Origin of the sequence: Paenibacillus kobensis NBRC 15729 (assembly GCF_004000825.1) — a bacterium.
Taxonomy (GTDB): Bacteria; Bacillota; Bacilli; order Paenibacillales; family Paenibacillaceae; genus Paenibacillus_T; species Paenibacillus_T kobensis.
Genome location: NZ_BILZ01000005.1, coordinates 70,470 through 96,108, shown reverse-complemented (window position 1 = coordinate 96,108; position 25,639 = coordinate 70,470). Strand labels below are relative to the sequence as shown.

The 25,639-nt window shown below is 57.1% G+C and carries 9 protein-coding genes and 1 pseudogene; all 10 read left to right on the top strand.

Annotation, left to right across the window (positions count from 1 at the left end):
- The 10 genes and pseudogenes from fabD (at window position 1) to PKO01S_RS05100 (ending at window position 25,624) form a co-directional block, all read left to right on the top strand.
- Window positions 1–2,340 (top strand): ACP S-malonyltransferase, encoded by a 2,340-nt coding sequence (fabD, locus tag PKO01S_RS05145; protein WP_127530242.1) that lies wholly within the window; start codon window positions 1–3, stop codon window positions 2,338–2,340.
- A 40-nt stretch (window positions 2,341–2,380) separates the two neighbouring features.
- The gene (locus PKO01S_RS05140) at window positions 2,381–2,629 is read left to right on the top strand and encodes an acyl carrier protein (protein WP_127530241.1); all 249 of its coding nucleotides are present in this window, start codon (window positions 2,381–2,383) and stop codon (window positions 2,627–2,629) included.
- Entirely contained in the window at window positions 2,607–3,842 is a 1,236-nt protein-coding gene (locus tag PKO01S_RS05135; protein ID WP_246070447.1) for a beta-ketoacyl synthase N-terminal-like domain-containing protein, read from the top strand. The genes PKO01S_RS05140 and PKO01S_RS05135 overlap by 23 nt, the downstream gene beginning before the upstream one ends.
- Window positions 3,843–3,863: 21 nt before the next feature.
- On the top strand, window positions 3,864–5,123 hold the full coding sequence (locus PKO01S_RS05130) for a hydroxymethylglutaryl-CoA synthase family protein (protein ID WP_127530239.1): 1,260 nt from the start codon (window positions 3,864–3,866) through the stop codon (window positions 5,121–5,123).
- Window positions 5,120–5,887, top strand: a complete 768-nt coding sequence (locus PKO01S_RS05125) for an enoyl-CoA hydratase/isomerase (RefSeq protein ID WP_127530238.1) — start codon at window positions 5,120–5,122, stop codon at window positions 5,885–5,887. Before PKO01S_RS05130 ends, PKO01S_RS05125 begins: the two co-directional genes overlap by 4 nt.
- Before the next feature lie 3 nt (window positions 5,888–5,890).
- Complete coding sequence (locus PKO01S_RS05120) at window positions 5,891–11,359, top strand: AprA-related methyltransferase (protein WP_127530237.1); 5,469 nt, start codon at window positions 5,891–5,893, stop codon at window positions 11,357–11,359.
- A 31-nt stretch (window positions 11,360–11,390) separates the two neighbouring features.
- Entirely contained in the window at window positions 11,391–12,653 is a 1,263-nt protein-coding gene (locus PKO01S_RS05115; protein WP_127530236.1) for a hydroxymethylglutaryl-CoA synthase family protein, read from the top strand.
- Between the two features lie 5 nt (window positions 12,654–12,658).
- Window positions 12,659–13,408: a polyketide synthase gene (locus PKO01S_RS05110; protein WP_127530336.1), complete on the top strand. Its 750-nt coding sequence runs from the start codon at window positions 12,659–12,661 to the stop codon at window positions 13,406–13,408.
- A gap of 173 nt (window positions 13,409–13,581) precedes the next feature.
- Window positions 13,582–18,855 (top strand): annotated as a pseudogene (locus PKO01S_RS29875) (type I polyketide synthase); the annotation flags it as partial.
- A gap of 13 nt (window positions 18,856–18,868) precedes the next feature.
- A complete protein-coding gene (locus PKO01S_RS05100; protein ID WP_164779485.1) occupies window positions 18,869–25,624 on the top strand; it encodes a beta-ketoacyl synthase N-terminal-like domain-containing protein in 6,756 nt (2,251 codons plus the stop codon).
- The last annotated feature ends 15 nt before the right edge of the window (window positions 25,625–25,639 follow it).

Genomic DNA, 25,639 nt, shown 5'->3' with positions numbered 1-25,639 from the left:
ATGGTGTCTTATGTATTTCCTGGTCAAGGTTCTCAAAAGCAAGGCATGGGAGGAGCATTATTCGACGAGTATCCCGAATTGACGGCCCAAGCCGATGCGATTCTCGGATACTCAATCCGCGAACTGTGCTTGGAGGAATCCGGCTCGAGGTTGAACCAGACCGCCTTCACCCAGCCCGCTTTATTCGTTGTCAATGCAATGGGCTATTTGAAGAGAGTAAAGGATGATGGGATAACGCTGCGTTATGCGGCAGGCCATAGCTTGGGGGAATACAATGCCCTCTTTGCTGCGGGAGCATTCGATTTCGAGACCGGGCTTGAGCTGGTGAAGAAGAGAGGGGAACTGATGGGCCGTGCTGCCGGAGGCGGCATGGCGGCGGTAATCGGCCTGACCGAAGAAGAGGTGTCGAGCGTGCTGCGGAAGCACGGCTTGTCCAGCATTGATATGGCCAACCTCAATTCGCCGAAGCAGATCGTCATATCCGGACCGAGAACGGATATCGAAGCGGCGCAAGCACTATTCGAATCAGAGCCCGGAGTAGCGATGTACTCGATTCTCAAGACGAGCGGGGCTTTTCATTCCCGTTACATGGAAGGGGCTGCCAGGCAGTTCGAGGACTTTATAACGGCCTTCCGGTTCAAGGAATTGCAAATTCCGGTCATATCCAATGTGTATGCGCGTCCCTACAGACATGAGGACATGAAGAGAAATTTGGTGGAACAGATAACTCGTCCGGTCAGATGGACCGAAAGCGTTCGCTATATGCTCGGACTCGGGGAAGAGACATTCGCGGAAATCGGGGCGGGCAATGTACTGACCGGACTGATCCGGCGCATTAAGGCGGAGGCAGGACCGCTGATCATAACGGAAGAGGAAGCTGCGCCAACGGGGGCCGTCCAGGTGGAGCAGGTTCCGGTGCAAGCGCCGATACCGGTGCCGGTGGAGCACTCCGCGATAACGGAGGCTGCCGAGGAGATAACGGGAGAGCGTCCAGGCATTGTGCCTTCAACTTTAGGCAGCGAGGCGTTCCGGCGGGATTACGGGTTGAAGTATGCCTATGTGCAGAGCGGGATGCATATGGGAATCGCATCGGCCGACATGGTCGTTCGAATGGGGAAAGCAGGCATGCTCGGGTTTTACGGCTCCGATGGGCTTGAGTTAGAACGGGTCGCGCAGGCCGTCGAAGAGATTCGATCCCGGCTAACGGGCCGTGAGTCTTTCGGGGTTAATATCGTGCATCGTCTCAATAGGCCGGCCCAGGAGGAAGAGCGACTCGTCGATCTCCTGCTTGCCAAGGGAGTCCGCATCATGGAGGCTTCTTCGTTCCTCGGCGTAACCCGCGCACTGGCAAAGTACCGTGCGAATGGGCTGAGGCGCAGCGCAGAGGGGCATGTTGTTGCCGGCAACAAAATAATAGCGAAAGTTTCCCGTCCTGAGGTTGCGGAATTGTTCTTAAGCCCCGTACCGGAGCCGATGCTTACGGAATGGGTAGCCGAAGGCGTGCTCACGCCGGTGCAAGCGGGATTGCTCCGTCAGGTCCCTCTTGCAGATGATCTGTGCGTCGAATGCGATTCGGCAGGCGTCACGGACGGGGGCTCGCCATATGCGCTGCTGCCGGCCATCGTCAGGATGCGCGATCGGATGGCGGAACGATTCAACTACGCCTGTAAGGTTCGCATCGGCGCGGCAGGCGGAATCGGGACGCCGGAAGCAGCGGCAGCGTCCTTCATGCTGGGCGCGGATTTTATCGTGACGGGTTCGATCAATCAATTGACGGCAGAAGCCAACTTAAGCGAATCGGCGAAAGATCTGCTGCAGCAGGCGAACGTGCAAGACTTCCAATACGCGCCTTCCGGGGACTTGTTCGAGATCGGAGTCAAAGCCCATATGCTGAAGCGGGGCGTACTATACCCTGCGCGGGCGAACAAACTGTACGACTTGTACCGGATTTACAATTCGCTTGAGGAGATCGACGACAAGAACAGAAGGATGCTGCAAGAGAGCTACTTCTACCGGTCCTTCGATCAGATATACGGGCAGTTGAAAGAAGGATTGCCGCGCGTAGATATCGAGAAGCTGGAGCGGAATCCGAAGCAAAAAATGGCAGAGATCTTCAGATGGTATCTGAAGCAAGGCGCAAGCCACGCTTTACAGGGGAATCAGGAGCAAGTCGTCAATTACCAGATTCGTTCGGGGCCGGCATTAGGCGCCTTTAACCAATGGGTGAAGGGAACGGAGCTGGAAGATTGGCGAAGCCGCCATGCCGATGAGATCGGCTTGCTTCTGATGAATGAGACCGCCCGGCTGTTGAACGACCGGATTCAGATGCTGATCGGATAACATAGCAAATTATATGAGAATGAAAGGATACGTGATTACGATGAACAAAGAGGATATTTTTGCGCTTGTAGCCCGGCATGTATGCGAAGTCATCCCCGAGCTGGAGGGTTATGCTTTCAAGCCGAGCGAACGTCTTGCCGACCTGGGCGCCAACTCCGTCGACCGGGCCGAAATCGTCGCGTTGACGATGGAAGCCCTTTCCTTGCAAGTTCCCCGGGTGGAGCTGTTCGGTGCTAAAAATATAGGAGAGCTGGTCGATGTGCTGTATGAGAAGCTCCGGTCGGCATAATCTCGTCATTACGGGAGTCGGAGTCGTATCGGCCGTTGGTCAAGGGAAGGAAGCATTCGTCTCCTCGCTGATGGAGGGCCGGCATGCATTCAACATCATGACGCGTCCCGGGCGGCAGAATGGAACTTCTTACATCGGAGCGCAAATCGAATCCCTGACTTTCCCTGAAGGGCTGTCGAAGCGTCTGCTTCGATCAGCCTCCTTGTCCGGGCAGGCGATGCTGGCTTCGCTGCACGAGGCTTGGAGCGATGCGTCCTTGGACGGCGTCCCGTCTGAACGGGTGGGACTGGTGATCGGGGGCTCGAATGTTCAGCAGAGGGAGCAAATCGAGGTTTATCGCCGCTACGACGGCCGGCTGCCGTATCTCACGCCAACTTACGGACTTTCCTTCATGGATACCGATCTATGCGGCTTGTGTACAGAACAGTTCGGCATACAAGGGTTCGCCTATACGGTCGGGGGGGCTTCGGCTAGCGGTCAACTTGCCGTTATTCGCGCTGCCGAAGCGGTCCTGTCGGGACAGGTGGACGTGTGTATTGCCGCCGGAGCATTGATGGACATTTCGTATTGGGAGTGCCAGGCGCTGCGCGCTCTGGGGGCGATGGGGTCCGACCGGTTCGCGGATAAGCCGGATGAAGCGTGCAGACCGTTCGACCGGGAGCGGGACGGATTTATTTACGGAGAAGCCTGCGGCGTGGTCGTGATCGAGAAAGCGTCCTCCGCCGAGCGGCGGAATGCCAAGCCGTATGCGGCTGTCGCGGGATGGGCGTTGGGGATGGACGGCAACCGGAATCCGAACCCTTCGTACGAAGGGGAATGCCGAGCCATCTCTAGAGCATTGGAGCATTCGGGACTGCAAGCGGAGGCGATCGATTACGTGAACCCGCACGGCACTGGATCGCCGATCGGCGACGAGACAGAGCTGCGGGCGCTGCGGGACTCGGGCTTGTCCCATGCTTATTTGAATGCGACCAAATCAATAACCGGCCACGGATTGACAGCTGCCGGAGCGGTAGAAATTGTTGCGACGCTGCTGCAGATGCAGCAGTCGCGGCTGCATCCGTCAAGAAACCTGCTGGATCCGATGGACGATTCATTCAAGTGGGTTCGCGACCGTCCGGTTCATCACGAAATCGGGCATGCACTGAATTTAAGTATGGGCTTCGGCGGGATCAATACGGCCATATGCATTAGCCGATACGAGGAAACTTAAAGTAGAAAGGGCGAATTGAGGATGCTTGTCGGGATTGAAGCAATGAACGTCTATGGAGGGACTGCGTTTCTGGACGTGATGATGCTGGCGAAGCATCGCGGATTGGATACGGCCCGGTTCGAGAATCTGATGATGAAGCAAAAGGCGGTCGCCCTTCCGTTCGAAGATCCGGTTACTTTCGGAGTGAATGCGGCCAAACCTATTGTCGATGCCTTGACGCCCGAGGAGAAGGATCGAATTGAGCTGCTAGTCGCCTGTACGGAGTCGGGCATCGATTTCGGAAAATCGATTAGTACATATATGCATCATTATTTGGGACTCAACCGGAACTGCCGGCTATTCGAGATCAAGCAGGCTTGTTATTCGGGCATTGCGGGATTGCAGACGGCTATCAGCTTCGTTCTCTCCCAAGCTTCGCCAGGTGCGAAGGCGCTGGTCGTCGCGACGGATATTTCCCGGTTCATGACGGTAGAGGCGGGAGAAGAGCTGACGGCCGACTGGTCGTTCGCAGAGCCAAGCGCTGGTGCGGGAGCAGTAGCCGCCTTGGTCAGTGCCCGTCCGCATGTCTTTCAGATCGACGTAGGAGCCAGCGGCTACTACGGCTATGAAGTGATGGACAGCTGCCGCCCGGTTCCCGACAGCGAAGCCGGCGACGCCGACTTGTCCTTAATGTCTTATCTTGACTGCTGCGAGCAGACGTTCCGGGAATATAAGAAGAGGGTACCGGAAGCGGATTACAAGGAGACGTTTCAATATCTGGCCTTCCATACGCCTTTCGGAGGCATGGTGAAAGGCGCGCATCGGTCGATGATGCGCAAACTCGCCAAGGCGAAGCCGCCCGAGATTGAAACCGATTTCGAGCAGCGCGTCTTGCCGGGCATGATTTATTGCCAGCGAGTCGGCAATATTATGGGCGCGACGGCACTGCTTTCATTAGCGAGCACGCTCGATAACGGAAGGTTCGATACGCCGCAGCGAATCGGATGCTTCTCTTATGGCTCCGGCTGCTGCTCCGAGTTTTTCAGCGGAGTCGCCGCATCGAACGGGCAGCAGCTTCAGCGCGGCTTCATGATCGGACGCCAGCTCGACGAACGTTACGCGTTGTCGATCGATGAATATGAATCGTTGTTCGATCACAGTCTCGCGCTTCGGTTCGGTACGCGCAACAAGAAGATTGACCCCGGTGTACTGCCGGGCGCGTACGAGTCTTGCCGCGGGAAGCAGCGGCTCATCTTGAATGAAATCCGCGAATATCATCGGGAATACCGGTGGAGCTCATGAAGTACGACACGATAAAGGTTCGATTCGAGGGGCAAGTATGCTATCTCCAACTGCACCGTCCGGAAGCCGGTAATACGATAAGCGACCAACTGGTCCAAGAATGCGCTCATGCGCTCTCGCTCTGCGAGGAGCAGGCGGCAATTATCGTATTGGAAGGCTTGGACGGTGTTTTCTGCATGGGCGCCGATTTCAACGGTATTCATGCGAAGCTCTCTTCCGGGGAGCCGCTGGACAACCGGCCGGAACCGCTGTACAGCCTGTGGCAGCTGCTCTCTTCCGGTCCTTACGTTACGATCGCACATGTCAAAGGCAAAGCGAATGCCGGTGGCGTAGGTTTCGCCGCTGCCTGCGATATCGTGCTGGCGGATGAGCAAGCGGAATTCAGCTTGTCCGAGCTTCTGTTCGGGCTGTTTCCGGCATGCGTGATGCCTTTTCTCGTTCGGCGGACTGGTATGCAGAAGGCGCATTATATGACCTTAATGACCAAGCCGATTAGCGTGCAGGAAGCACATACGTGGGGGCTCGTCGACGGCTATGGCCGTGACAGCGAAACGCTTGTCCGCAGGCATCTGCTTCGGCTCAAGAAGCTGTCTAAGCCAGCGGTTGCGCATTATAAGCAGTATATGAACGAGCTGCACGGCACGTTGTCGCAAGCCAAACCATTGGCTTTGGCGGCTAATGAGAAGGTGTTCTCGGATTCCCGGAATCTGGAGAAGATTTACCGCTATGTGGAGAAGGGACAATTTCCTTGGGAGGACGAATAGTCTATGTTGACGATATTGAACGATTATAGCAATGGATATGTGGCCGTTCCCGTTATCGCGGCCTGCAGCAAACAAGGACTTTTCTCGGCGTTGTCCAAGGCGGAACCGGTTTCTTTTCATGAGCTTGCAGAGAAGCTGGGTGCTAACCAAGGTTTCTTGCGCATTGCGCTTCATATGCTCGAATCGATGAACTGGATAGAGCGCTGCGAAGGGGATGCCTATATCCGCAAGCCTCAGTCCGATGCTCATGAGCGCATAGCGGCGGAAGCCGAATCGTTGTTATCCTTCCCCATGAAGCAGTATCTCAGAAGAAACCAATCCAAGCTCACGTTAGGGCAATGGATCACCTTGTCGCAGCGGCAGTGGGACTTGCAAGATCCTGTCATGGCCCGGTTCATGGATGGCATGCTTGCCATGCCGCTGCTCTTGGCGCTGAAAGAAAACGGACAGCTTAACTCCGAGGCAGACGCGAGTAAATTGCAGCTAAGCAACATCGGTGCTCGCGCTCGCGAGGAGATCCGGCAATTTTTTGCGCAGCAGGGCTGGTTGATGCAAGCCGCAGACGGAGACCGGCTGACGGATACAGGCCGATTCATGGCGGACCGCATTTTTATTACCGCAACGGTAGCCTCTTATCGTCCGATGCTGATGAGTATGGACGAGATTTTGTTCGGAGACTGCAAGCCTATATTCGGACGCGACGAAGCGGGGCATGAGCTGCACGTCGACCGGTTGCTCAACGTCGTGGGAAGCGGGTTTCAGCATGAGAAGTACTTCTCCGATATGGAGGAGATCGTTCTGTCGATCTTCAACCGCGAGCCATTGGCAGAGCAGCCGAGATATATCGCCGACATGGGCTGCGGAGACGGGTCGCTGCTTAAGAAGATGGTTGACATCATCCGGGATAAATCGGTTCGCGGCCGTTATTTGCAGGAACATCCCCTCAAGCTGATCGGCATCGACTTCAACGAGAAGGCGCTGGAGGCGACGAGCCGAACGTTGCAGGATACGGATTATCTCGTGCTCAAGGGAAATATCGGAGACCCGCAACAGGTTATCCAAGATCTCAAAGAGCTTGGCATCGACGATCCGGAACAAATTCTCCACGTCCGTTCGTTTCTGGATCATGACCGTCCTTACTTGCCTCCAGCAGATACAGTGTCTGCCGAAGAGCGTTCATCGGTTCGTTATGATGAGCCTTATGTCGATTCGGAAGGCAATGAAATACCGGCTGTGAATGTGATTCAAAGCTTGGTCGAACATTTGGACCGCTGGTCTTCTGTTATGGGCAAGCATGGCATGATCATTCTGGAGGTGCATTGCTTAGAGCCGCAGACGGTCCGCGCTTATATGAGCAAATGCGAAAGCTTGCATTTCGATGCGTATCATGGCTTCTCCCAGCAGCTGCTGGTCGGAGCGGAGCGGTTCCTGATGGCGGCGTCCGAGACGGGCTTGTTTCCGAACTCCGGCTTCTTCCGCAAATATCCGAAGACGATGCCGTTCGGACGCATCACGCTCAATTTGTTCGAACGGAGAGACTATTCGATCCGCTACGCCCGCCGGGACGATATGCCTGCCTTGATCGAGCTGGAAGAGGCGTGCTGGGACCCGGGTCTTCGAACGTCTCCCTCTGCCATCCTTCACCGATGGGAACAGGACCCGGCCGGTCAACTGGTGCTTGAATCCGAAGGCAGAATTGTCGGCGCCGTCTATTCCCAGCGCATCGGTGCAGCCGAGCATCTTAGACGGGCGTCTTTCGATCGTTTGGAAGAGCTGTATAAGAAGGACGGACCGGTGATCCAACTGCTCGGCCTGAACATTTTGCCCGAAATGCAGCACCGGAATATGGGAGATCAACTGCTCGAGTTTATGCTATTGCGCAGCAGCCTCATCAGCGGCGTGCATACCGTGGCAGGAATAACCCGATGCAAAAATTACTCCCCGCAATACGGCGTTTCGCTGAAGGATTATATCCGGCTTCGCAATGAGCATGGCAGCCCGGTCGATATGAATTTGAGATTTCACGAATGGCACGGGGCCGACATTAAGGAGCTGATCCCGGGTTACCGCCCGCTGGACACGATGAACGAGGGACACGGGGTCTGGATCGAATATGATCTGCAGCAGCGGCGCCAGAAGCAGAAGCAGATGCCGCAGACGGCGCAGACGCTGCATGATGAGAAGGCTCTTCCTGTACCAAGTGTGCAGAAGTCTTCCACGGGAAGGAACGGCGCTTTCGGCCAAGGGGAAATTCGCGATTACGTATCGAAGGTCATTCGTCTCGTCTTGGGGAACGGAGATGCGTACTCCATCGATCGTCCATTAATGGAGATGGGGCTCGATTCGGCGGATCTGCTGGAGTTGAACGAACGGATCAGCCACGAGTATTCCATCGTTCTGGAGCCTGCTTTTTTCTTTCAATATAATACGCCGCAGCTGATTATCAATTTCTTGGAAGAACGGGCTGCCGGGCAAGAACGGCAGGTCGAAGAGGAAGTCGCCGTCACGAATGCCGACTTCGCGGATCAGGCGGATGAATTGAATAGTCGCCAAGATGTCTCGGAGGACGGCGAAGTATCGCAGGGCAATGGGATCGCGATCGTCGCTGCTGCTTGTAGGCTTCCCGGCGGCGTCGCCAGCCTGGATCAGTTGTGGGATTTGTTGAATGAGGGGACGAACGCTGTCGGGCGGATGCCGGCCGGAAGATGGGAGTGGCCGGATCACATCGATCCGGAGCATACCCATCAAGGAATCGACAGAGGCGGCTATTTAGAAGATATCTCGGGCTTCGACCCGTCGTTCTTCCGGATATCGCCCAAGGAAGCGGAGCTTATCGACCCGCAGCAGCGGCTGCTGCTTGAGTTGACTTGGGAGTGCTTCGAGAACGCGGGTTATCCGGCCAGAAAAATGGCGGGAAGCGGTACGGGGGTTTTCATTGGCGCCAGCGGCTCCGACTACCAGAAGCTTCTGGATAAACACGGTGCGTATTACGGACCCGGTGCATCCATGGCGGCGCTTCCGAATCGTATCTCGTACTATTTCAACTTGCACGGACCGAGTCTTCAGATTGATACAGCGTGTTCCAGCTCGCTTGTAGCGATTCACGAGGCGGTAAGGTCTTTGAATGATGGAGAATGCGAGCAGGCGCTCGTCGGCGGCATCCATCTGATGTGCCACCCTGCCAACAGCATCACTTATTACCAGGCCGGGATGCTTTCGAAAGACGGGGCTTGCAGAACGTTCGATGCCGAAGCGAACGGTTACGTGCGCGGAGAAGGAGCGGCGATGGTGCTGCTGAAGCCGCTGAATCAAGCGCTGCGGGATAAGGATGCCATACTTGCCGTCATCAAAGGATCGTCCGTCAATCATGGCGGCCAGGCTGGCGGACTGACCGTTCCGAATCCGGCGAAGCAGGCTGATTTGGTTGCGGCGGCTTTCCGCAAGGCCGGGTTTGCTCCGGAGTCGGTCGGGTATATCGAAACCCATGGCACGGGAACCTCATTAGGCGATCCTGTCGAAATCGGCGGGTTGAAGGAAGCGTTCGCGAAGCTGTCGCGGCCGGAAGCGGATGCGCCTTCCGAGCCTTACTGCGGATTAGGCTCTATTAAAACCAATATCGGACATTTGGAGGCGGCGGCTGGCATAGCGGGGCTTCTTAAGCTCGTCGTCAGTATGCGTAACCGGACCATTCCGGCTTCGCTTCATTTTAACGAATTGAATCCCCACTGCTCGCTGATGGCGTCCCCGTTCTTCGTCGCTTCGGAGCAGCAGTCTTGGCCGCTGCCGGAAGGCAGACAGCTGCGCAGAGGAGGAGTCAGCAGCTTCGGGTCCGGAGGCACGAACGCTCACGTGTTAGTGGAGGAAGCGCCCGAACGCACGATGCAGTCTCCTCCGGACAGCTCGCATTATCTGCTATGCTTGTCCGCCAAATCGGAGAACGCGTTAGAGAAACGGATGCGGGATTTATTGCACTGGTTGGATAAGAGCGGACGACCGTACCGGATGGCCGAAGTGTGCGCCGCACTGTTGACCGGCAGAGAGCATTTCGCAGGGGCGAGGGCCGCGTTCGTCGTCCAGAGCCATGAAGATATGGCGGAGAAGCTCAAGGAACTGCTTGAGAAACGTGAGTCCTCCGAGCGGTGCTTGGTGTTCAGGTCGAATGGAACGGATAGAACGTTTCGGCGTCAACCGCTCTTCGAAGAGATGGGGCAAAACATTTTACGCGAGATCGGATCGTACCGGGGAGCGGATGCTGAGAACCGGTTAACGGCTTTGGCAGAACTGTACGCTATGGGCTACGACCTCGATTGGAATGCCATGTACGCCGGAGCGGGCATCCCTCGCGTTCCGATTCCGACCTACCCTTTCATCCGGGAACGGTACTGGGTGAACGAAAGCCGAGGCAGTCAGACTCGTAAGCTGGAAGGGGTTCGCCAAGATGCCGATGATCTGCGGCCGAGCATTGCGCAAGGCGCTGAACCGGCAGCGGTGCCAGCTGATTCCGGCAAGCCTATGCAAGAGCCGCAGTTAGCGCCGCCAACGGTCGTTCGTCAACCCGAACCCGCAGAATCTGCAAGGCAGGGAACGGTGCAATTACGGCCGATGTCCGAATTCGGAATCAAGAACCGTGTGCAAGAGGATGCCGACCGCTCGATACCGTATGTGGCGTTGAAGCCATCTTCTTCATCGCAGCCCGCTAGCCCGCGAGTGGAACAATCGGACACTGGTCAGCCCACGCTGTTGGAGCAGAAGGTCGTTGGTGCAGGTACCGGTACGGAAATGATTCAAGAGGAGCTCGCGCAAAGCTTGGCTGATGCCCTCTATATGAAACGCGGCGATATCGACCTTGACGAGAAGTTCGTCGATCTAGGGCTCGATTCCATTATCGGGGTCGAATGGATTCAGAACGTGAACAAGCGGTACGGCGTGAAGATTCCGGCCACGAGGGTGTACAATTACCCGACCTTAAGAGAGTTCTCGGACTATTTTATGCAGGAGCTAGAGTCGTCCGTCCTCGAGGAAGGTTTGGCATTGCCGCAGCCGCCGCAGCAGCAGGCGGAAGAAGAGACCAGTCTCGTTCAGTTGCAGCCTTCTCAACTTTCCGTTGAATCGGTTGGGCTGCTGGAGCAGTTGGCGAATCAATTGGCTGAAGCGTTGTATATGAAATCCGAGGAGATCGACCCGTCCCGGAAGTTCGTCGAGCTGGGGTTGGACTCGGTCATCGGCGTGGAATGGATTCAAGCCGTTAACCGTCAATTCGGTACAGCCATTGCGGCAACCCAAATCTATGCTTATCCGACGCTGCGCGATTTTGCGGAATATGTACGGGAGACATTGGAGCAACGGGATGAACCGGCGGAAGCGGCTCGATCCGATCTGTCGGTCGACGACATTTTGGAGAAGGTGTATACGGGGGCCATGGACAGCGGGCAAGCGTTACAGCAACTTCATTATGCCGAAACTCCGAAATAAGAACCAAATAACGAATGGGGAGAGTTAATCGATGGTTTCGGTTGGAATCGAAGCGATGAATGTATACGGCGGGTCGGCCAGCTTGGACGTTCTCCAATTGGCCAAATATCGCAACCTGGACACTTCCCGGTTCGAGAATTTGCTCGTTAAGGAAAAAACGGTGGCGATGCCGTACGAGGACGCGGTCACGTTCGGTGTGAATGCCGCCAAACCGTTAATTGATGATATGCAGCCAGAGGAAATCGAACGGATAGAACTGCTGATCACATGTACAGAATCGGGCATCGATTTCGGTAAATCCATGAGCACGTATATCCATCATTATTTGGGATTAAACCGGAACTGCCGTCTGTTCGAAATTAAGCAGGCTTGTTATTCCGGAACGGCGGGATTTCAAATGGCCGTCAATTTTGTGCTGTCGCAAACCTCGCCCGGGGCCAAGGCGCTCATCATCGCGACGGACATCTCGAGGTTTTCGGCTGCAGACGCAGCCGAGGCCGAAGGCGCGGACTGGTCGTTCGCCGAGCCTAGCGGAGGCTCTGGTGCGGTAGCGGTGCTGGTCGGCGAGAATCCGGCAGTGTTCGAGGTCGATATCGGAGCCAATGGCTACTACGGCTTTGAAGTCATGGATACATGCCGTCCTGTTCCGGATACGGAAGCGGGAGACGTGGATCTTTCGCTGCTGTCCTACCTGGATTGCTGCGAGCACACGTTCCAGGAGTATAAAAAGCGGGTGATCGGCGCGGATTACCGGAACACGTTTCAGTATTTGGCTTATCATACTCCGTTCGGCGGGATGGTCAAAGGCGCCCACCGCACAATGATGCGGAAGGAAGCGAAAGCGAGCACCGCCGACATTGAGGCGGATTTCCGCACGCGCGTCATGCCGGGAATCAGCTACTGCCAGCGTGTGGGCAATATTATGGGCGCAACCTTGTTCTTGTCGCTTGCCGGCACCATCGACCAAGGCAGCTTCGAGACGCCGGGACGGATCGGGTGCTTTTCATACGGATCGGGTTGCTGCTCCGAATTTTACAGCGGCGTAGTGACGGCGGAAGGGCAGAAGCGGCAGCGCCGATTCGGCATCGAGCGAGCGCTGGGCGAGCGCTATTCGCTATCGATGGCGGAGTATGAGGAGCTGCTGCGGGATCCGCAGGCGATCAAATTCGGAACAAAGAACGCGAAGCCGAATTCAGAGCTGATACCGGGGGCTTGGCAATCCGTGCAAGGCAAAGGCCGCTTAGCGCTTGCGCAGGTTCGGGACTATCACCGCGAATACAGCTGGGGGTTCTGATGGGGATGGTTTCATCGGTCGTTCGGCTGCATGAAGCGGAAGCGGGCATTTTTCAGATTACAATGGAAGACCGGTTGCACCGGAACATGTTCTCCGAGGAGCTGATCGCTGGATTGCGGTCGGCTTACGCGGAGATCGATGCTAATCCGGGCGGTAAGGCGGTCATACTAACGGGATACGACAGTTATTTCGCCTCCGGCGGCACGCGCGAAACATTGCTCAGCCTGCAAGAGGGCCGCTCCCGCTTTACGGATTGGAACGTATACAGCTTGGCATTGAACTGCAAGATTCCCGTCATCTCCGCCATGCAGGGGCATGGAATCGGCGGAGGCTTCGTGCTGGGGTTGTTCTCGGACATGATCGTTCTCAGTATGGAGAGCGTTTATAATACGAATTTTATGAAATACGGATTTACGCCCGGCTTTGGATCTACTCTGATCGTGCCTCATAAGCTGGGGCATAGCTTGGCACAAGAAATGCTCCTTGGAGCCGGCAACTACCGCGGTGCCGATCTGCAGCGAAGAGGCGTTCCGTTTCCCGTACTGCCGAGGAATGAAGTGCTGGAACACGCCTATGGTCTGGCCCAGCAGCTAGCGGAGAAGCCAAGGATTTCCTTAATGACGCTCAAAGCCCATCTGACCGCTTCGCTGCGCAAGGATCTTCCGGAATATGTCGAGCAGGAGCTGGCCATGCATGAGAAGACCTTCTTGCAGGATGAGGTGCGGGATCGGATTATGACCTTGTTCGAAAATTGAAATCTTTTCAAAAAGAGGGAATGCCGATGAAAGCGGAACATATATTGCAGGCGCTGAAGCGAAGGGAGATTCGGCCGGAAGAAGCCAAGGTGCTGCTTGCATCCGTCAAGGCTGAGGCAGCTGATCCTGGACCTCAGGCGGAACGTGCGGATATCCGGCAATCCGGCTCGCGTGAAGCGGTAGCCATTATTGGAATGTCCGGCAAATATCCGGAAGCAGCCGACCTATCGCAGTACTGGAGCAATTTGGCGAAGGGGAGAAACTCGGTCAAGGAAATCCCCCCTTCCCGTTGGGATACCGGGAGGTATTATGATCCGCTTCCCCAGAAAGGGAAAATGTACGCGAAATGGCTGGGGCTGATCGAAGACATGGCCGAATTCGATCCGCTCTTTTTTCATATTTCACCGACGGAAGCGGAATGGATGGACCCTCAGCAGCGTTTGTTCCTGCAAGAAGGGTACAAGGCATTCGAGGATGCAGGCTACAGCCCCCGGCGGCTTGACGGCATGAAGTGCGGGTTATACCTCGGCATAATGAGCAGCGAATATGGTTCGATGTGCCGGGCGCTGGGGGAGGAGGGTTCATTCTCCGATTTCGGATTCGCACATACGACAGGGAGCAGCTATGCCATAGCGGCAGCCCGATTGGCCTACTATTTGAATTTGAAGGGGCCGGCGATTCCGATCGATACGGCTTGCTCTTCCTCGTTGGTCGCCGTGCATTTAGCTTGCCAAGCGCTGCTGAACCGGGAAATTAATATGGCGCTGGCTGGCGGCGTCAGTTTGTATTTGACTCCGGAGACATACCTGTCCATGTGCGATGCGGGCATGCTGTCCCCAGACGGTCAATGCAAGACGTTCGATAACGGAGCCAACGGATTCGTCCCAGGCGAAGGGGCTGGCGCTGTTGTGTTGAAGCGGCTGCAGGATGCGGAGGCGGACGGTGATCCTATCTATGGCGTCATCATTGGTTCGGGCATCAATCAGGACGGGAGAACGAATGGGATTACCGCACCAAGCTTGAGCAGCCAGACGGAGCTTACGCGGGAAATCTACGAGAAGCATGGCATCGATCCCGCAAGTATTGGTTATGTGGAAATGCACGGGACCGGCACGAAGCTTGGCGATCCGATCGAGCTTGAGGCCATCACGGCTGTGTTCAAGGAGAAGACGAACCGTAAACGCTATTGCGCCATCGGCTCCGTCAAGAGCAACATCGGCCATACGTCGGCGGCAGCCGGCGTGGGGGGCATTCACAAAGCTTTATTGCTAATGCGGAATAAGAAGCTCGTCCCGACGCTGCATTATCGCGTGCCGAATGAACATTATGACTTTGAGGATTCGCCGTTCTATGTCAATACGGAGACCAAGGATTGGGACAGCACAGAAGGGGCCCCTCGCCGTGCAGGGGTCAGTTCCTTCGGCTTCAGCGGTACAAATGCCCATCTTGTTATTGAAGAATACAGCGACAAAAGGCCTTCCGCACGAGCGGCCGTTCCGCCGTTGTTCGTCCTGTCAGCAAGAAGCGAGGAGCGGCTAGCCAGCTATGTCCGCAGCTTGAAGAGCTGGATCGAGTCACAGGAGAAGATTGATTGGGCGGATGTCGCTTATACGCTCCAGACCGGTCGTGAAGCTATGGATGTGAGGCTTGCTTTCCAAGCCGATTCCAGGGAAGCGGTTATCGCCGCGTTGAACGGCTATCTCGCGACTGGTTCCGGTGACGGATTGATTACGGGCCGTGCGCAGAAAAACCGGCGCCTGGTAGAACAGGAGCTGACGCCGCTTCTTCGCGGGTATATCCGGCAAAAGAAAGGCAAACCGGCGGCGGAGCTCTGGGTTCAAGGAGCGACGGCTGATTGGGAAGAGTGGTATGGGGATGCGAGACCGCGGCGAATCAGTCTGCCCGCGTATTCCTTCGCGAAGGAGCGGTACTGGCTGCCGGTTCCTCCTCATTCGGAGATTTCTACCGTAAACGGAGCTGTGTTTGATGCGGAGAGGCGTTCTGCAGAGGGCAAAGGCTCCGAGACTCGGAAAGCTGAGCTGGGATCGATTGAGAGTGAAGGCGGAGATGTTGTACGGAAGGCTGCCCGCCGCGATGCTGACGCACACTTGTCATCTGTTCGGAGCATGCGGATGCTGCGGAAGCATTGGGAGCTTTGCCCGCTGCCGGAACGTTCACGAAGCCGTTCTGGGAAGGTCGTCATCTTGGCGACGGAGGAAACAAGGTCTCTGGCTCTTGAGCTTTCGCGCCTGCTCGTATCGGCACGGGTTATGGGCATGGAAGAGCTGAGGAATGAGCTGCATCGCAACGAGTCGGGGGCGGCGGAGACCTATTCGGGCCTCATTGACTTAATCGGCTGCGGAACTGTGCGGCACGATGCGGAAGAGGACTGGATGGCTTGGCTTCAATGGCAGACGGAACACGGAGGTAGGGACGGTCTTACGATGCTTGGCGTGACTATCGGCTTAGAGGCAGATCTGGGCCAGGTCAACTTGTCGGGAGCGGTTCGGACCGGACTGTACCGGATGCTGCAGAGCGAATACAGTCACCTTCGCTCACGGCATGTCGATTTAGAGTCAGAGTGCGGCGAACAGCTGATGGCGGAACAAATGGCTGCCGAGCTGCAAGCGGATAGCGAGGACGCGGAAGTGCGCTACCGCAATGGTGTGCGTTACCGCTCTTGTCTCCGCGAGCTGCCTATGGATGGCGGCGAAAGGAAGCGTATCGAGTGGCCGGACGGGCAGGCGCTGTGGATTACGGGAGGCACCCGCGGCATCGGCGCACTGTGCGCGAAACATTTTGTCCGCCGATGCGGTGTAAGGAAACTAGTGTTGACGGGACGCGAGACGTTGCCGCCCCGGGAGCTGTGGGACGGCTTCGCGGCAGACCCGGATAGCGCGACCGGACGGAAAATACGGGCGATCCGCGAATTGGAGGCGCTTGGGGCGCAGGTGAAGGTACTCGCTCTCGAACTGACCGACGAGGAGGCAGTCCGCCGCAGCGTAAGCGAAGTGAAAGCGGAGTGGGGCGCGGTCGGCGGGGTGCTTCATTGCGCCGGGATCGTCGATCTGGAGACACCGGCGTTCATTCGCAAACAGGCCGGCATCATCCGTCAGGTGCTCGCTCCGAAGGTGGCAGGGCTGGACGTGTTATACCGCAGTATGAGAGAAGAGCCGCTGCGGTTCTTCGTGCTGTTCTCGTCGGTGTCGGCGGTCGTGCCGGCACTGGCATCGGGACAGGGCGATTACGCGATGGCTAATGCCTATATGGATTATGCCGCACAGGCTTGGAGCGGGAATTGTCCGGTCGTCAGCGTCCAGTGGCCGAACTGGAAGGAGACAGGCATGGGCGAAGTCAGGAGCCGGGTATACGGAGAGACCGGACTGCTGGCGCATACGGACGCCGAAGGCTTGGAGATGCTGGACCGTATCCTATCGCAAGGTCTCGGTCCGGTTGTGCTGCCAGCCATCGTCGACCCGGAACGTTGGAGGCCGGAGCGGCTCCTGATGCGCAGCCTGCGGGACGAGGCCAAAGAGTCAAAGCCCGCACGACAAGTGCCATCACCGCATGGGACGGCTGAACATACAAGGCTTCACGAGCAAGTGAAGATTGCCGATGTACAGGCCAGCGAGGCCCAGTTACAGGCAGGGGAAGAGCATGTTCTGTCTTCGGTTCACGCATTCGTTACCGGCGTGTTCGCGAAGGAGTTGAAGCTTGCCTCTGAACGGCTGGATCCAGATACGCCGTTCGCTGATTATGGGGTCGATTCTATTCTGCTTGCGCAGGTGGTGCGAACGATCCGGCAGACGTCCGGCGTCGATCTGGATCCGTCGATTTTGTACGAATACCCGGATATCCGCTCGTTATCCGCTTGGCTTGCGGAAAAGTACGGCGATTCATTCTCCGTGGAACGAACGGAACCGAGGACGGACAGCGGGACTATGGCGAAGGTAGAGGCAGACATCGTGCTGCCTTCATCGCCTCCAGAACAACCGAGGCAGGCGGCAACCGTGGCAACAGCAGGAGGAACGGGAACGGGAATGGGAATGGGAATGGCAGCGGCAGCGGCAGACATTGCGGTTATTGGCTTGTCGTGCCGCTTTCCCGGGTCGGAAACGCCGGACGGTTACTGGCGGCTGCTGTCCGAGGGGCGGTCTGCGTTGCGGTCGGTTTCCGAGGCGCGCTGGACGGGCCGGGCGGCTTATGATGCGGGGGTGCTCGACCGGCCTCGTACAATGTCCGCTTCCGTCTTTCGTATCACGGAGCAAGATGCGGCGTTGATGGATCCTCAAGCGCTGCTGCTTCTCGAGGAAAGTCTGAAGGCGTGGCATGACGCCGGCTACAAGCTGGAAGAGATCAGAGGACGTTCCGTTGGCGTATACATTGGCGCACGCAGCAAGCATGAGCCGGAGGAAGAGAGCTTGCTTCAAGCCCGGAATCCGATTCTGGCTGTAGGGTCGAATTATTTGGCCGCGAACCTTTCGCAATTTTTCGATTTGCGGGGGCCGAGCCTTGTCCTGGATACGGCCTGCTCCTCGGCTTTGGTTGGTCTGAATGTGGCGGTTCAGGCGTTGCGGGGCGGAGAAATCGAATGCGCGCTTGTCGGCGGAGTCAGCTTGCTCGATTCCGATAAGGCGCATCGACTGTTTCGGCAGCGCGGCATTTTAAGCCCGGAGCCTCAATTCCATGTTTTCGACGGCCGCGCGAACGGCGTTGTTCTGTCGGAAGGCGCAGGCGTGGTGCTGCTCAAGCCCGTGGAGCAGGCGGTGAAGGACGGGGACCGTATCTATGCCGTTATCAAGGGAGCCGCGGTCAACAACGACGGACGGACAGCGGGTCCGGCGGCGCCGAATCCGAAGGCGCAGACGGAAGTGATGCGTCTGGCGCTTGCACGCAGCGGCAAGAAGCCGGAGGAGATCGGCTATATCGAGGCAAACGGTTCGGGCTCCGAGGTGAATGATCTGCTGGAACTGAAGGCGATCCGAAGGGTGTACCGCAAGGAGAACGACAGGCCGCTTAGCATCGGGTCGGCTAAGCCGAACATCGGGCACCCGCTGTGCGCGGAAGGCATCGCCGCATTCATCAAGGTGGTGCTGATGCTGGACCGCAGGGAGAAGGTTCCGTTCTTGTCAGGCCGCGTGAGGATGAAACATTTTGATGTCGAATCATCGCCATTCTATTTCAGCCGGGAGACCGAGGAGTGGACGGGCATCCGTACCGCAGCGGTGAACTGCTTCGCGGACGGCGGTACGAACGCGCATGTCATTCTCGAGGGATGGGAGGAGCACCGCGCGCCGAATACCGTTCGCCAGCCGCTGCCAAGTCCGGCGGTGGAACCGGAAACGGCGGTCGAACGATTTGGCGGCACGTCTGCTCCCGTACCAACTTTTAATTTTGAGCCCGATGAACCGGAGAGCGAGCCGATGCTTTGGGATACGTTTGGGTAAAGGGGGGAGCATGATGAAACATCAACTGGTCTTAAACCTTAACAATCCGATGGTTCGGCATCATATGGCCAACGGACAAGCGCTCTTGCCCGGATTGGCTTACATCGATATGCTGTATCAAATCTTCCGGAAGCATCGCTATCCGTTCAACGAGTTGGAGCTGCGCAACCTATCGATTCACCGCCCGTTAACCGTAGAGCCCGGGGAGGATATTCTGCTCTCGATCCTGATGAGGGATATGGGAGGAGACCGCTGGGCTGTTCGGTTCGAGGGCCGCAGCCGGCGCAGCGGAGCCGTATCCGATCAAGTGGTATTGTATGCAGCGGCAGAAATGCACAGATGCGAGTCCGTTACATTCGAGGAAACACTCGATAGGGCTGAATTCAATTCCGCACAGGCTCAGCATTCCCGTGAGCTGAGCGAACTGTACATGGAATGGAACCGACGCGGTGTCGTGCATACCGGCTTCATGAAGGCGGAAGGCAAGCTGCGGGTAACGGAAGATGCGAGCTTGGTGGAATGCGCTGTCGGGGAAGAGGCGCTCCGGGCTGTTGCTGCGCACCAATTTATGTTCCATCCTGTTCTCCTGGACGGGAGCGGCGCCGGGATCGTCGGAGGCATGTTCGGCGAAGGCGGCGAGGCAGACGAAGGGCTGTTTCTGCCCTTGTTCTACGAATCTTTTCGTGCCTCCCGTTTGCTGCAATCCACTTGCATTGCCAAAGTGCTGGCCTCGTCGGTCCGGCGGAGGGAAGAACTGCTGTCGATGACGATCGGATTCTTTGACAGTAATGGAAGGAAAGCTGCGGAGCTGACGAACTTCACGATGAAGCTGGTGAGAAAGAATCTGTCGGAAGAGGGGACTTCCTCGGTGGAGGCTAGCCGTTCTGAACTTAAGCAAAGGCGCGGCGGTACGGCACAGGCAGAGGCGCTGAGGTTCGCCCGAAAGCTTCTCGCAGAACAGCTGCAGCAGACGGAAGAGAAACTGGACATTCATGCCGGTTATTACGAAATGGGCCTCGATTCGGCCGGCTTCCTTGCCGTCGCGAGCGCCATCGCAAGCAGCATCGGAGAGGCCGTGCCGCCGACGCTGCTGTTCGAGCATACGACGATCGCGCAGCTATCCGAACATTTGGCAGAGGCATATCCGAGCAGATTTGCCGTCAATGAGACCTATGAACCTGGCGAGCCTTTCTCGTCCGACGAAGACTCTTCTACGTTGGAAGACGAGCCTTCCAATGAACTCGTGCCCCCGGCTGCTACAGCCGATCATGACGTTGCTGTCATTGGAATTGCTGGCCGGTACCCTGATGCGGATAGTCTCGCTGCCTTTTGGGCCAATTTGCAATCGGGCAAAGACTGCGTCGGTGAAGTCCCGTCCTCAAGATGGCAATGGGAACGCTACAAGGATATCCAATCGCCTTCGGGCAAACCGGTCTCGCGCTGGGGCGGGTTCATCGACGACCCGGATTGCTTCGATCCGCAATTTTTTAGAATTTCTCCGAGAGAAGCGGAGACGATGGATCCCCAGGAACGGTTATTTCTCGAAACGTGTTGGGAAACGATCGAAGATGCGGGGTATACGCCGGGTACGCTCGTACAGCCTAGAGGCCGCCATCAAAGACGGCCGGTCGGTGTATTTGTCGGCGTCATGCATAAAGATTATGCGCTGCTAGGCGCAGAAGAGGCGGCGAAAGGCAATCGGTTTCCTTTGTCGCTCAATTATGCTCCGATCGCGAATCGCGTATCGTATAGCTGCAACTTTCACGGACCGAGCATGACCATCGATACGGTCTGCTCCTCTTCGCTGACGGCGGTTCATCTGGCTGTCGAGAGCATTCGGCACGGAGAGTGCGAGGTTGCGTTGGCAGGCGGCGTCAATCTGTCCCTGCATCCGGGCAAATATGTTTCCTACGGCCTTATGGATATGCACGCCAGCGATGGCCGGTGCCGTACGTTCGGCAAGGGCGGAGACGGTTATGTGTCCGGCGAGGGCGCAGGCGCCGTGCTGCTTAAACCGTTGAGCAAGGCAGTCCGGGATGGGGATCATATCTATGCTGTTATTAAGGGCAGCGTCATCAATCATGGCGGGTCGGTAAGCGGAATTACGGTGCCAAGCCCTGTCGGCCAGGCGGAGTTGATCGTCGATTGCTTGGAAAAAACGGGGATCGACGCGCGGACGATATCCTATATCGAGGCGCACGGGACCGGAACGTCGCTCGGCGATCCGATCGAAATGCAAGGGCTTGTCAAAGCATTTCGAGAGTATACGCCGGATGCCGGGTTCTGTTCGATTGGATCGGTCAAATCGAACATCGGTCATGCGGAATCGGCCGCCGGCATCAGCGGGCTGCATAAGGTCATCTTGCAGTTGAACCATAGGATGCTGGTGTCCTCTCTCCATGCGGAAGAGCCGAATCCGCACATCGATTTGGCTAGCTCTCCTTTTTATATTCAACGGACATTGCAGCATTGGGAACAACCGACAATAACGCAAGACGGTGTGGAGACGGTCATCCCAAGGCGCGCGGGAATCAGCTCGTTCGGGGCAACCGGTTCGAACGCCCATGTCATTCTCGAAGAATACGTGCCGGCCCCGGTCCGCTTGCAACCATCGTCCGTGAACGGCAAGGATGCTGAAGAAGGAGAACCGCTGTGCATCGTGCCGCTATCTGCGAAGAATAAGGAGCGGCTGCAAGCTTATGCGATGAAAATGGCGGGATTCCTTAAACCATCCATTCCCGGCATGAAAGACATGGGCGCAGCAAGGCAACAAGGTGCTGCGGACCGCGATACAATCGCAGCTCAGGTGTGCAGAGCCGTTGCGGATATCCTCCAGGTCAAGGACGGGTTCATCGATACGGAGCAGCACTGGTTCGAAATCGGGTTGGAGCCGATCCAGTTCATTCAGCTGGAAAATAAATTAAATCAGCAATTCGGCATTGCCCTCAGCAGCGATATGATCATTGAGCTCGGTTCGGCTGCCGGTGTTGCCGAGCGGCTATCCGAAGCGGCGGGCGGCATTGGAGAATTCGGTTATTCGATTCCGGATGCGGAAGCCGCGGGAAGTGCCGGCGGTTTGAAGCTGGAGGACATTGCCTATACGCTGCAGGTGGGACGCGAATCGATGAGCGATCGCGTTATTTTTGCTGTTCGGAATATCGATGAGCTGATACGTTTGCTTGAACAATTTGCGCAAGGGAAAGAAGATCTCCCGATGACGTACCGGGGGACGGTCAAATTGGACGGTACGCTGTCCATGCTGTTTCAGGAGGATGAGGATTCTGGAGAACTGCTGGAGAAATGGCTTCGGAAAGGGCGGATTTCGAAAATCGCTCAGCTGTGGGCCAGCGGCGTCGACATCGACTGGAAACGGCTGTATCGGGGCAAAGCACCGAGTCGTCTTAGCCTGCCAACCTACCCGTTCGCGAAGGAACGGTATTGGCTGCCGTCGATGCCGGTTCAGACGGATGATGCGGCAGAGGAGACGGGCGGGGATGCACCGGTAGCGGCTCTCCGAGATGCTGCGCGCAGTATGCGAATGCTGCAGAAGCAATGGGAGCCGTGCCCTCCGGTTTCCTTCCATATTCGTACGGGAACCGTGGCCATTCTTGCGACGGAAGAGACGATGCCGCTGGCACAGCGGCTGTCGAGCCAGCTGTCCCTGGCCCGTATTCTTGGGCCGGAAGATCTGCGGACCGAACGGGACCAACCGGAATCGGACGGGGCAGCTTATTCGGGCTTCGTCGACTTGATCGGCTGTGCAGCGGCGCGGGCGGACGGGCCGGAAGGGTCGTTAGGATGGATTCCATGGCTTCAGCGGATGGTGGAGCACGGAACGCGGGACGGCCTTTTGCTGATCGGCGTAACCCGGGGGCTGGAAGACGAGCAAGGTTTGACGGGCTTGGCCGGGGCGGAAAGGGCAGGATTGTACCGGATGCTCCAGAGCGAATACAGCCATCTTCGTTCAAGGCATCTCGACTTAGAGACTGGAGTCGATGAGCAGACTCTCGCTGAGCAGATTGCTGCCGAATTGATGGCGGACAGCGACGATGCGGAAGTGCGCTATCGTGGCGGGAGGCGGTACCGCGCTTGCTTGCGGGAACTGCCTCTGGACGGCGTTGAAGAAGCGCCTATCGCGTTCCCGGACGGGCAAGTGTTGTGGATTACGGGTGGCACCCGCGGCATCGGAGCGTTATGCGCTCATCATTTGGTCAGCCGCTGCGGCGTTCGCCGGCTGGTGTTGACAGGCCGCGAGGCTATTCCGCCTCGAGAGGAATGGGATAGATATGCGGCGGATGCGGAAAGTGCGGTCGGGCGGAAAATACATGACGTGTTAGAACTGGAATCGCTGGGTGCGAAGGTGAAGGTGCTTTCTCTTGATTTGACAGATGAGGAAGCGGTCCGCCGCTGCTTGAACGAGACGAAGTCGGATTGGGGCCCGGTCGGCGGCGTACTTCATTGTGCGGGGCTGGGAGACCTGAATACACCGGCGTTCATCCGCAAATCAGACCGTGTAATCCAAGAGGTGCTTGCTCCGAAAGTAGAGGGCTTGAACGTTCTGTACCGCTGCATGAAGGATGAGCCGCTGCGGTTCTTCGTGCTGTTCTCGTCGGTATCGGCCATCGTGCCGACGCTGGCATCGGGACAGAGCGATTACGCCATGGCCAATGCGTACATGGATTATGCCGCTCGGGCTTGGAGCGGGGAATGTCCGATCGTCAGCGTGCAGTGGCCGAGCTGGAAGGAGACAGGCATAGGCGAAGTCAAAAGCCGGGCATATGAGCAAACGGGGCTGCTGTCTCATACGAATGCCGAAGGCATTAAGATGTTGGACTGCATTCTGTCCGGCCGTCTAGGTCCGGTCGTGCTGCCTGCCATTGTCGATCCGCTGCGGTGGAAGCCGGAGCAATTGCTGCAGCGCACCCTCCGAGAGGATGTGGCTGCTCCGCTAAGTGCGAGAAAGCAAAAGGCGGATGAAAGGCGTTCCGAAGACAGCCTTCAGCTGGCGGTTCAGTCCTTCGTGACCGGCGTGTTAGCGAAAGAGTTGAAGCTTGCGCCGGCGCGGCTCGAGCCCGATATTCCGTTCACCGAATTCGGCGTCGATTCGATCATGCTGGCACAGGTGGTGCGAACGATTCGGCAGACGGTTGGCGGGGAGCTGGATCCGTCGATTATGTACGAATATTCGACGATTCGTTCGTTGTCGGCATGGCTTGCGGACAAATATGGAGGTTTGTTTGCTGAGAAATCAAGAGAATGGGCCCCGGACAGCCAGGTTTCGAATAATGAGGATGTTGGCTTACTTGCACCGGTGGTGTCTGAGAAGCCGCAGCCGCAGTCGCAGCCAAGGATGGCGATTCCCGCCGAGCATACTGACTCCAAGAAGAGTGCCGATGCGGCGGATATAGCGGTTATCGGTCTGTCATGCCGCTTCCCCGGAGCAGAAACGCCCGAAGGATACTGGCAGCTTCTGTCCGAGGGAAGGTCGGCAATCGGAACGGTGCCGCACGAGCGTTGGCCGGATTCAGAACCTTATTATGCCGGGTTGCTGAACCGTCCACAGCATATGCACGCCTCTGTGTTTCGTTTATCGCAAGAAGACGCGGAAGCGATGGACCCTCAAGCGCTGCTCATTCTCGAGGAGAGCTTGAAGGCGTGGCATCATGCTGGCTACAAGCCAGAGGATATTAAAGAACGTGCCATAGGTGTATATATTGGCGCGCGAAGCCGGCATGAGCCGGACGAAGAGACGCTGCTTCAAGCCCGGAATCCGATTCTGGCTGTTGGGGCGAACTATTTGGCCGCTAACATTTCGCAGTTTTTTGATCTTCGCGGTCCGAGCATCGTCTTGGATACCGCCTGCTCTTCGGCGCTGGTCGGCTTGAACGTAGCGGTGCAGGCACTGCGGGGAGGCGAGATCGAGAGCGCGCTTGTCGGCGGCGTCAGCTTGCTCGGAACCGATAAAGTGCACCGGCTGTTCCGGCAGCGGGGGATCTTAAGTTCGGAGCCGCAATTCCATGTGTTCGACAGCCGCGCACAGGGCGTGGTTTTGTCGGAAGGAGCGGGCGTGGTGCTGCTCAAGACTGTGGAACAGGCGCTGAAGGATGGAGACCGGATTCACGCGGTTATTAAGGGAACAGCGATGAATAACGATGGACGAACGGCAGGGCCGGCCGCTCCGAACCTGCAGACGCAGGCAGAAGTGATGCGCATGGCGCTGGCCAGAAGCGGCAAGCAGCCGGAGGAGATCGGTTATATCGAGGCGAACGGATCGGGCTCGGAAGTAACCGATCTGCTGGAGCTTAAGGCGATTCAAGCCGTTTACCGCAAGGATGGCGGTACGCCGCTTGCCATCGGGTCTGCCAAGCCGAATATCGGTCATCCGCTGTGTGCGGAAGGCATTGCAGGGCTGATTAAGGTAGTACTGATGTTGGATCGGCGAGAGCAAGTGCCATTCTTATCCGGCCGCATGCCGATGAAGCATTTCGATATCGGCGCGTCGCCATTCTATTTCAGCCGCGAGCACGGAGAACAGGCTGATCTTCATACCGCAGCCGTGAACTGCTTTGCGGACGGAGGCACGAACGCGCATGTCATCCTCGAGAGGTGGGAGGAGCTTCGCATGCCGACAACGGTTCGCCGGCCGCTTCCTCTGACTGAAGACGCGCTCTATGAGCCTTCCGGCAAAGGGCTGAGCGTCTCTTCATCGCAAGGGCGTTCCGCTGGCGGCGGAGCTGCCGCAACATCGAATTGGTGGCTGAGGCAGTAGCCCGAGCCGCCGGGA

What these genes read in the sequence shown, in the direction of transcription:
- PKO01S_RS05115 (WP_127530236.1), top strand. Translation starts at nt 11,391, where the DNA reads ATGGTTTCGGTTGGAATCGAAGCGATGAATGTATACGGCGGGTCGGCC.
- PKO01S_RS05120 (WP_127530237.1), top strand. Translation starts at nt 5,891, where the DNA reads ATGTTGACGATATTGAACGATTATAGCAATGGATATGTGGCCGTTCCC.
- PKO01S_RS05140 (WP_127530241.1), top strand. Translation starts at nt 2,381, where the DNA reads ATGAACAAAGAGGATATTTTTGCGCTTGTAGCCCGGCATGTATGCGAA.
- PKO01S_RS05110 (WP_127530336.1), top strand. Translation starts at nt 12,659, where the DNA reads ATGGTTTCATCGGTCGTTCGGCTGCATGAAGCGGAAGCGGGCATTTTT.
- PKO01S_RS05125 (WP_127530238.1), top strand. Translation starts at nt 5,120, where the DNA reads ATGAAGTACGACACGATAAAGGTTCGATTCGAGGGGCAAGTATGCTAT.
- PKO01S_RS05130 (WP_127530239.1), top strand. Translation starts at nt 3,864, where the DNA reads ATGCTTGTCGGGATTGAAGCAATGAACGTCTATGGAGGGACTGCGTTT.
- PKO01S_RS05100 (WP_164779485.1), top strand. Translation starts at nt 18,869, where the DNA reads ATGAAACATCAACTGGTCTTAAACCTTAACAATCCGATGGTTCGGCAT.
- fabD (WP_127530242.1), top strand. Translation starts at nt 1, where the DNA reads ATGGTGTCTTATGTATTTCCTGGTCAAGGTTCTCAAAAGCAAGGCATG.
- PKO01S_RS05135 (WP_246070447.1), top strand. Translation starts at nt 2,607, where the DNA reads ATGAGAAGCTCCGGTCGGCATAATCTCGTCATTACGGGAGTCGGAGTC.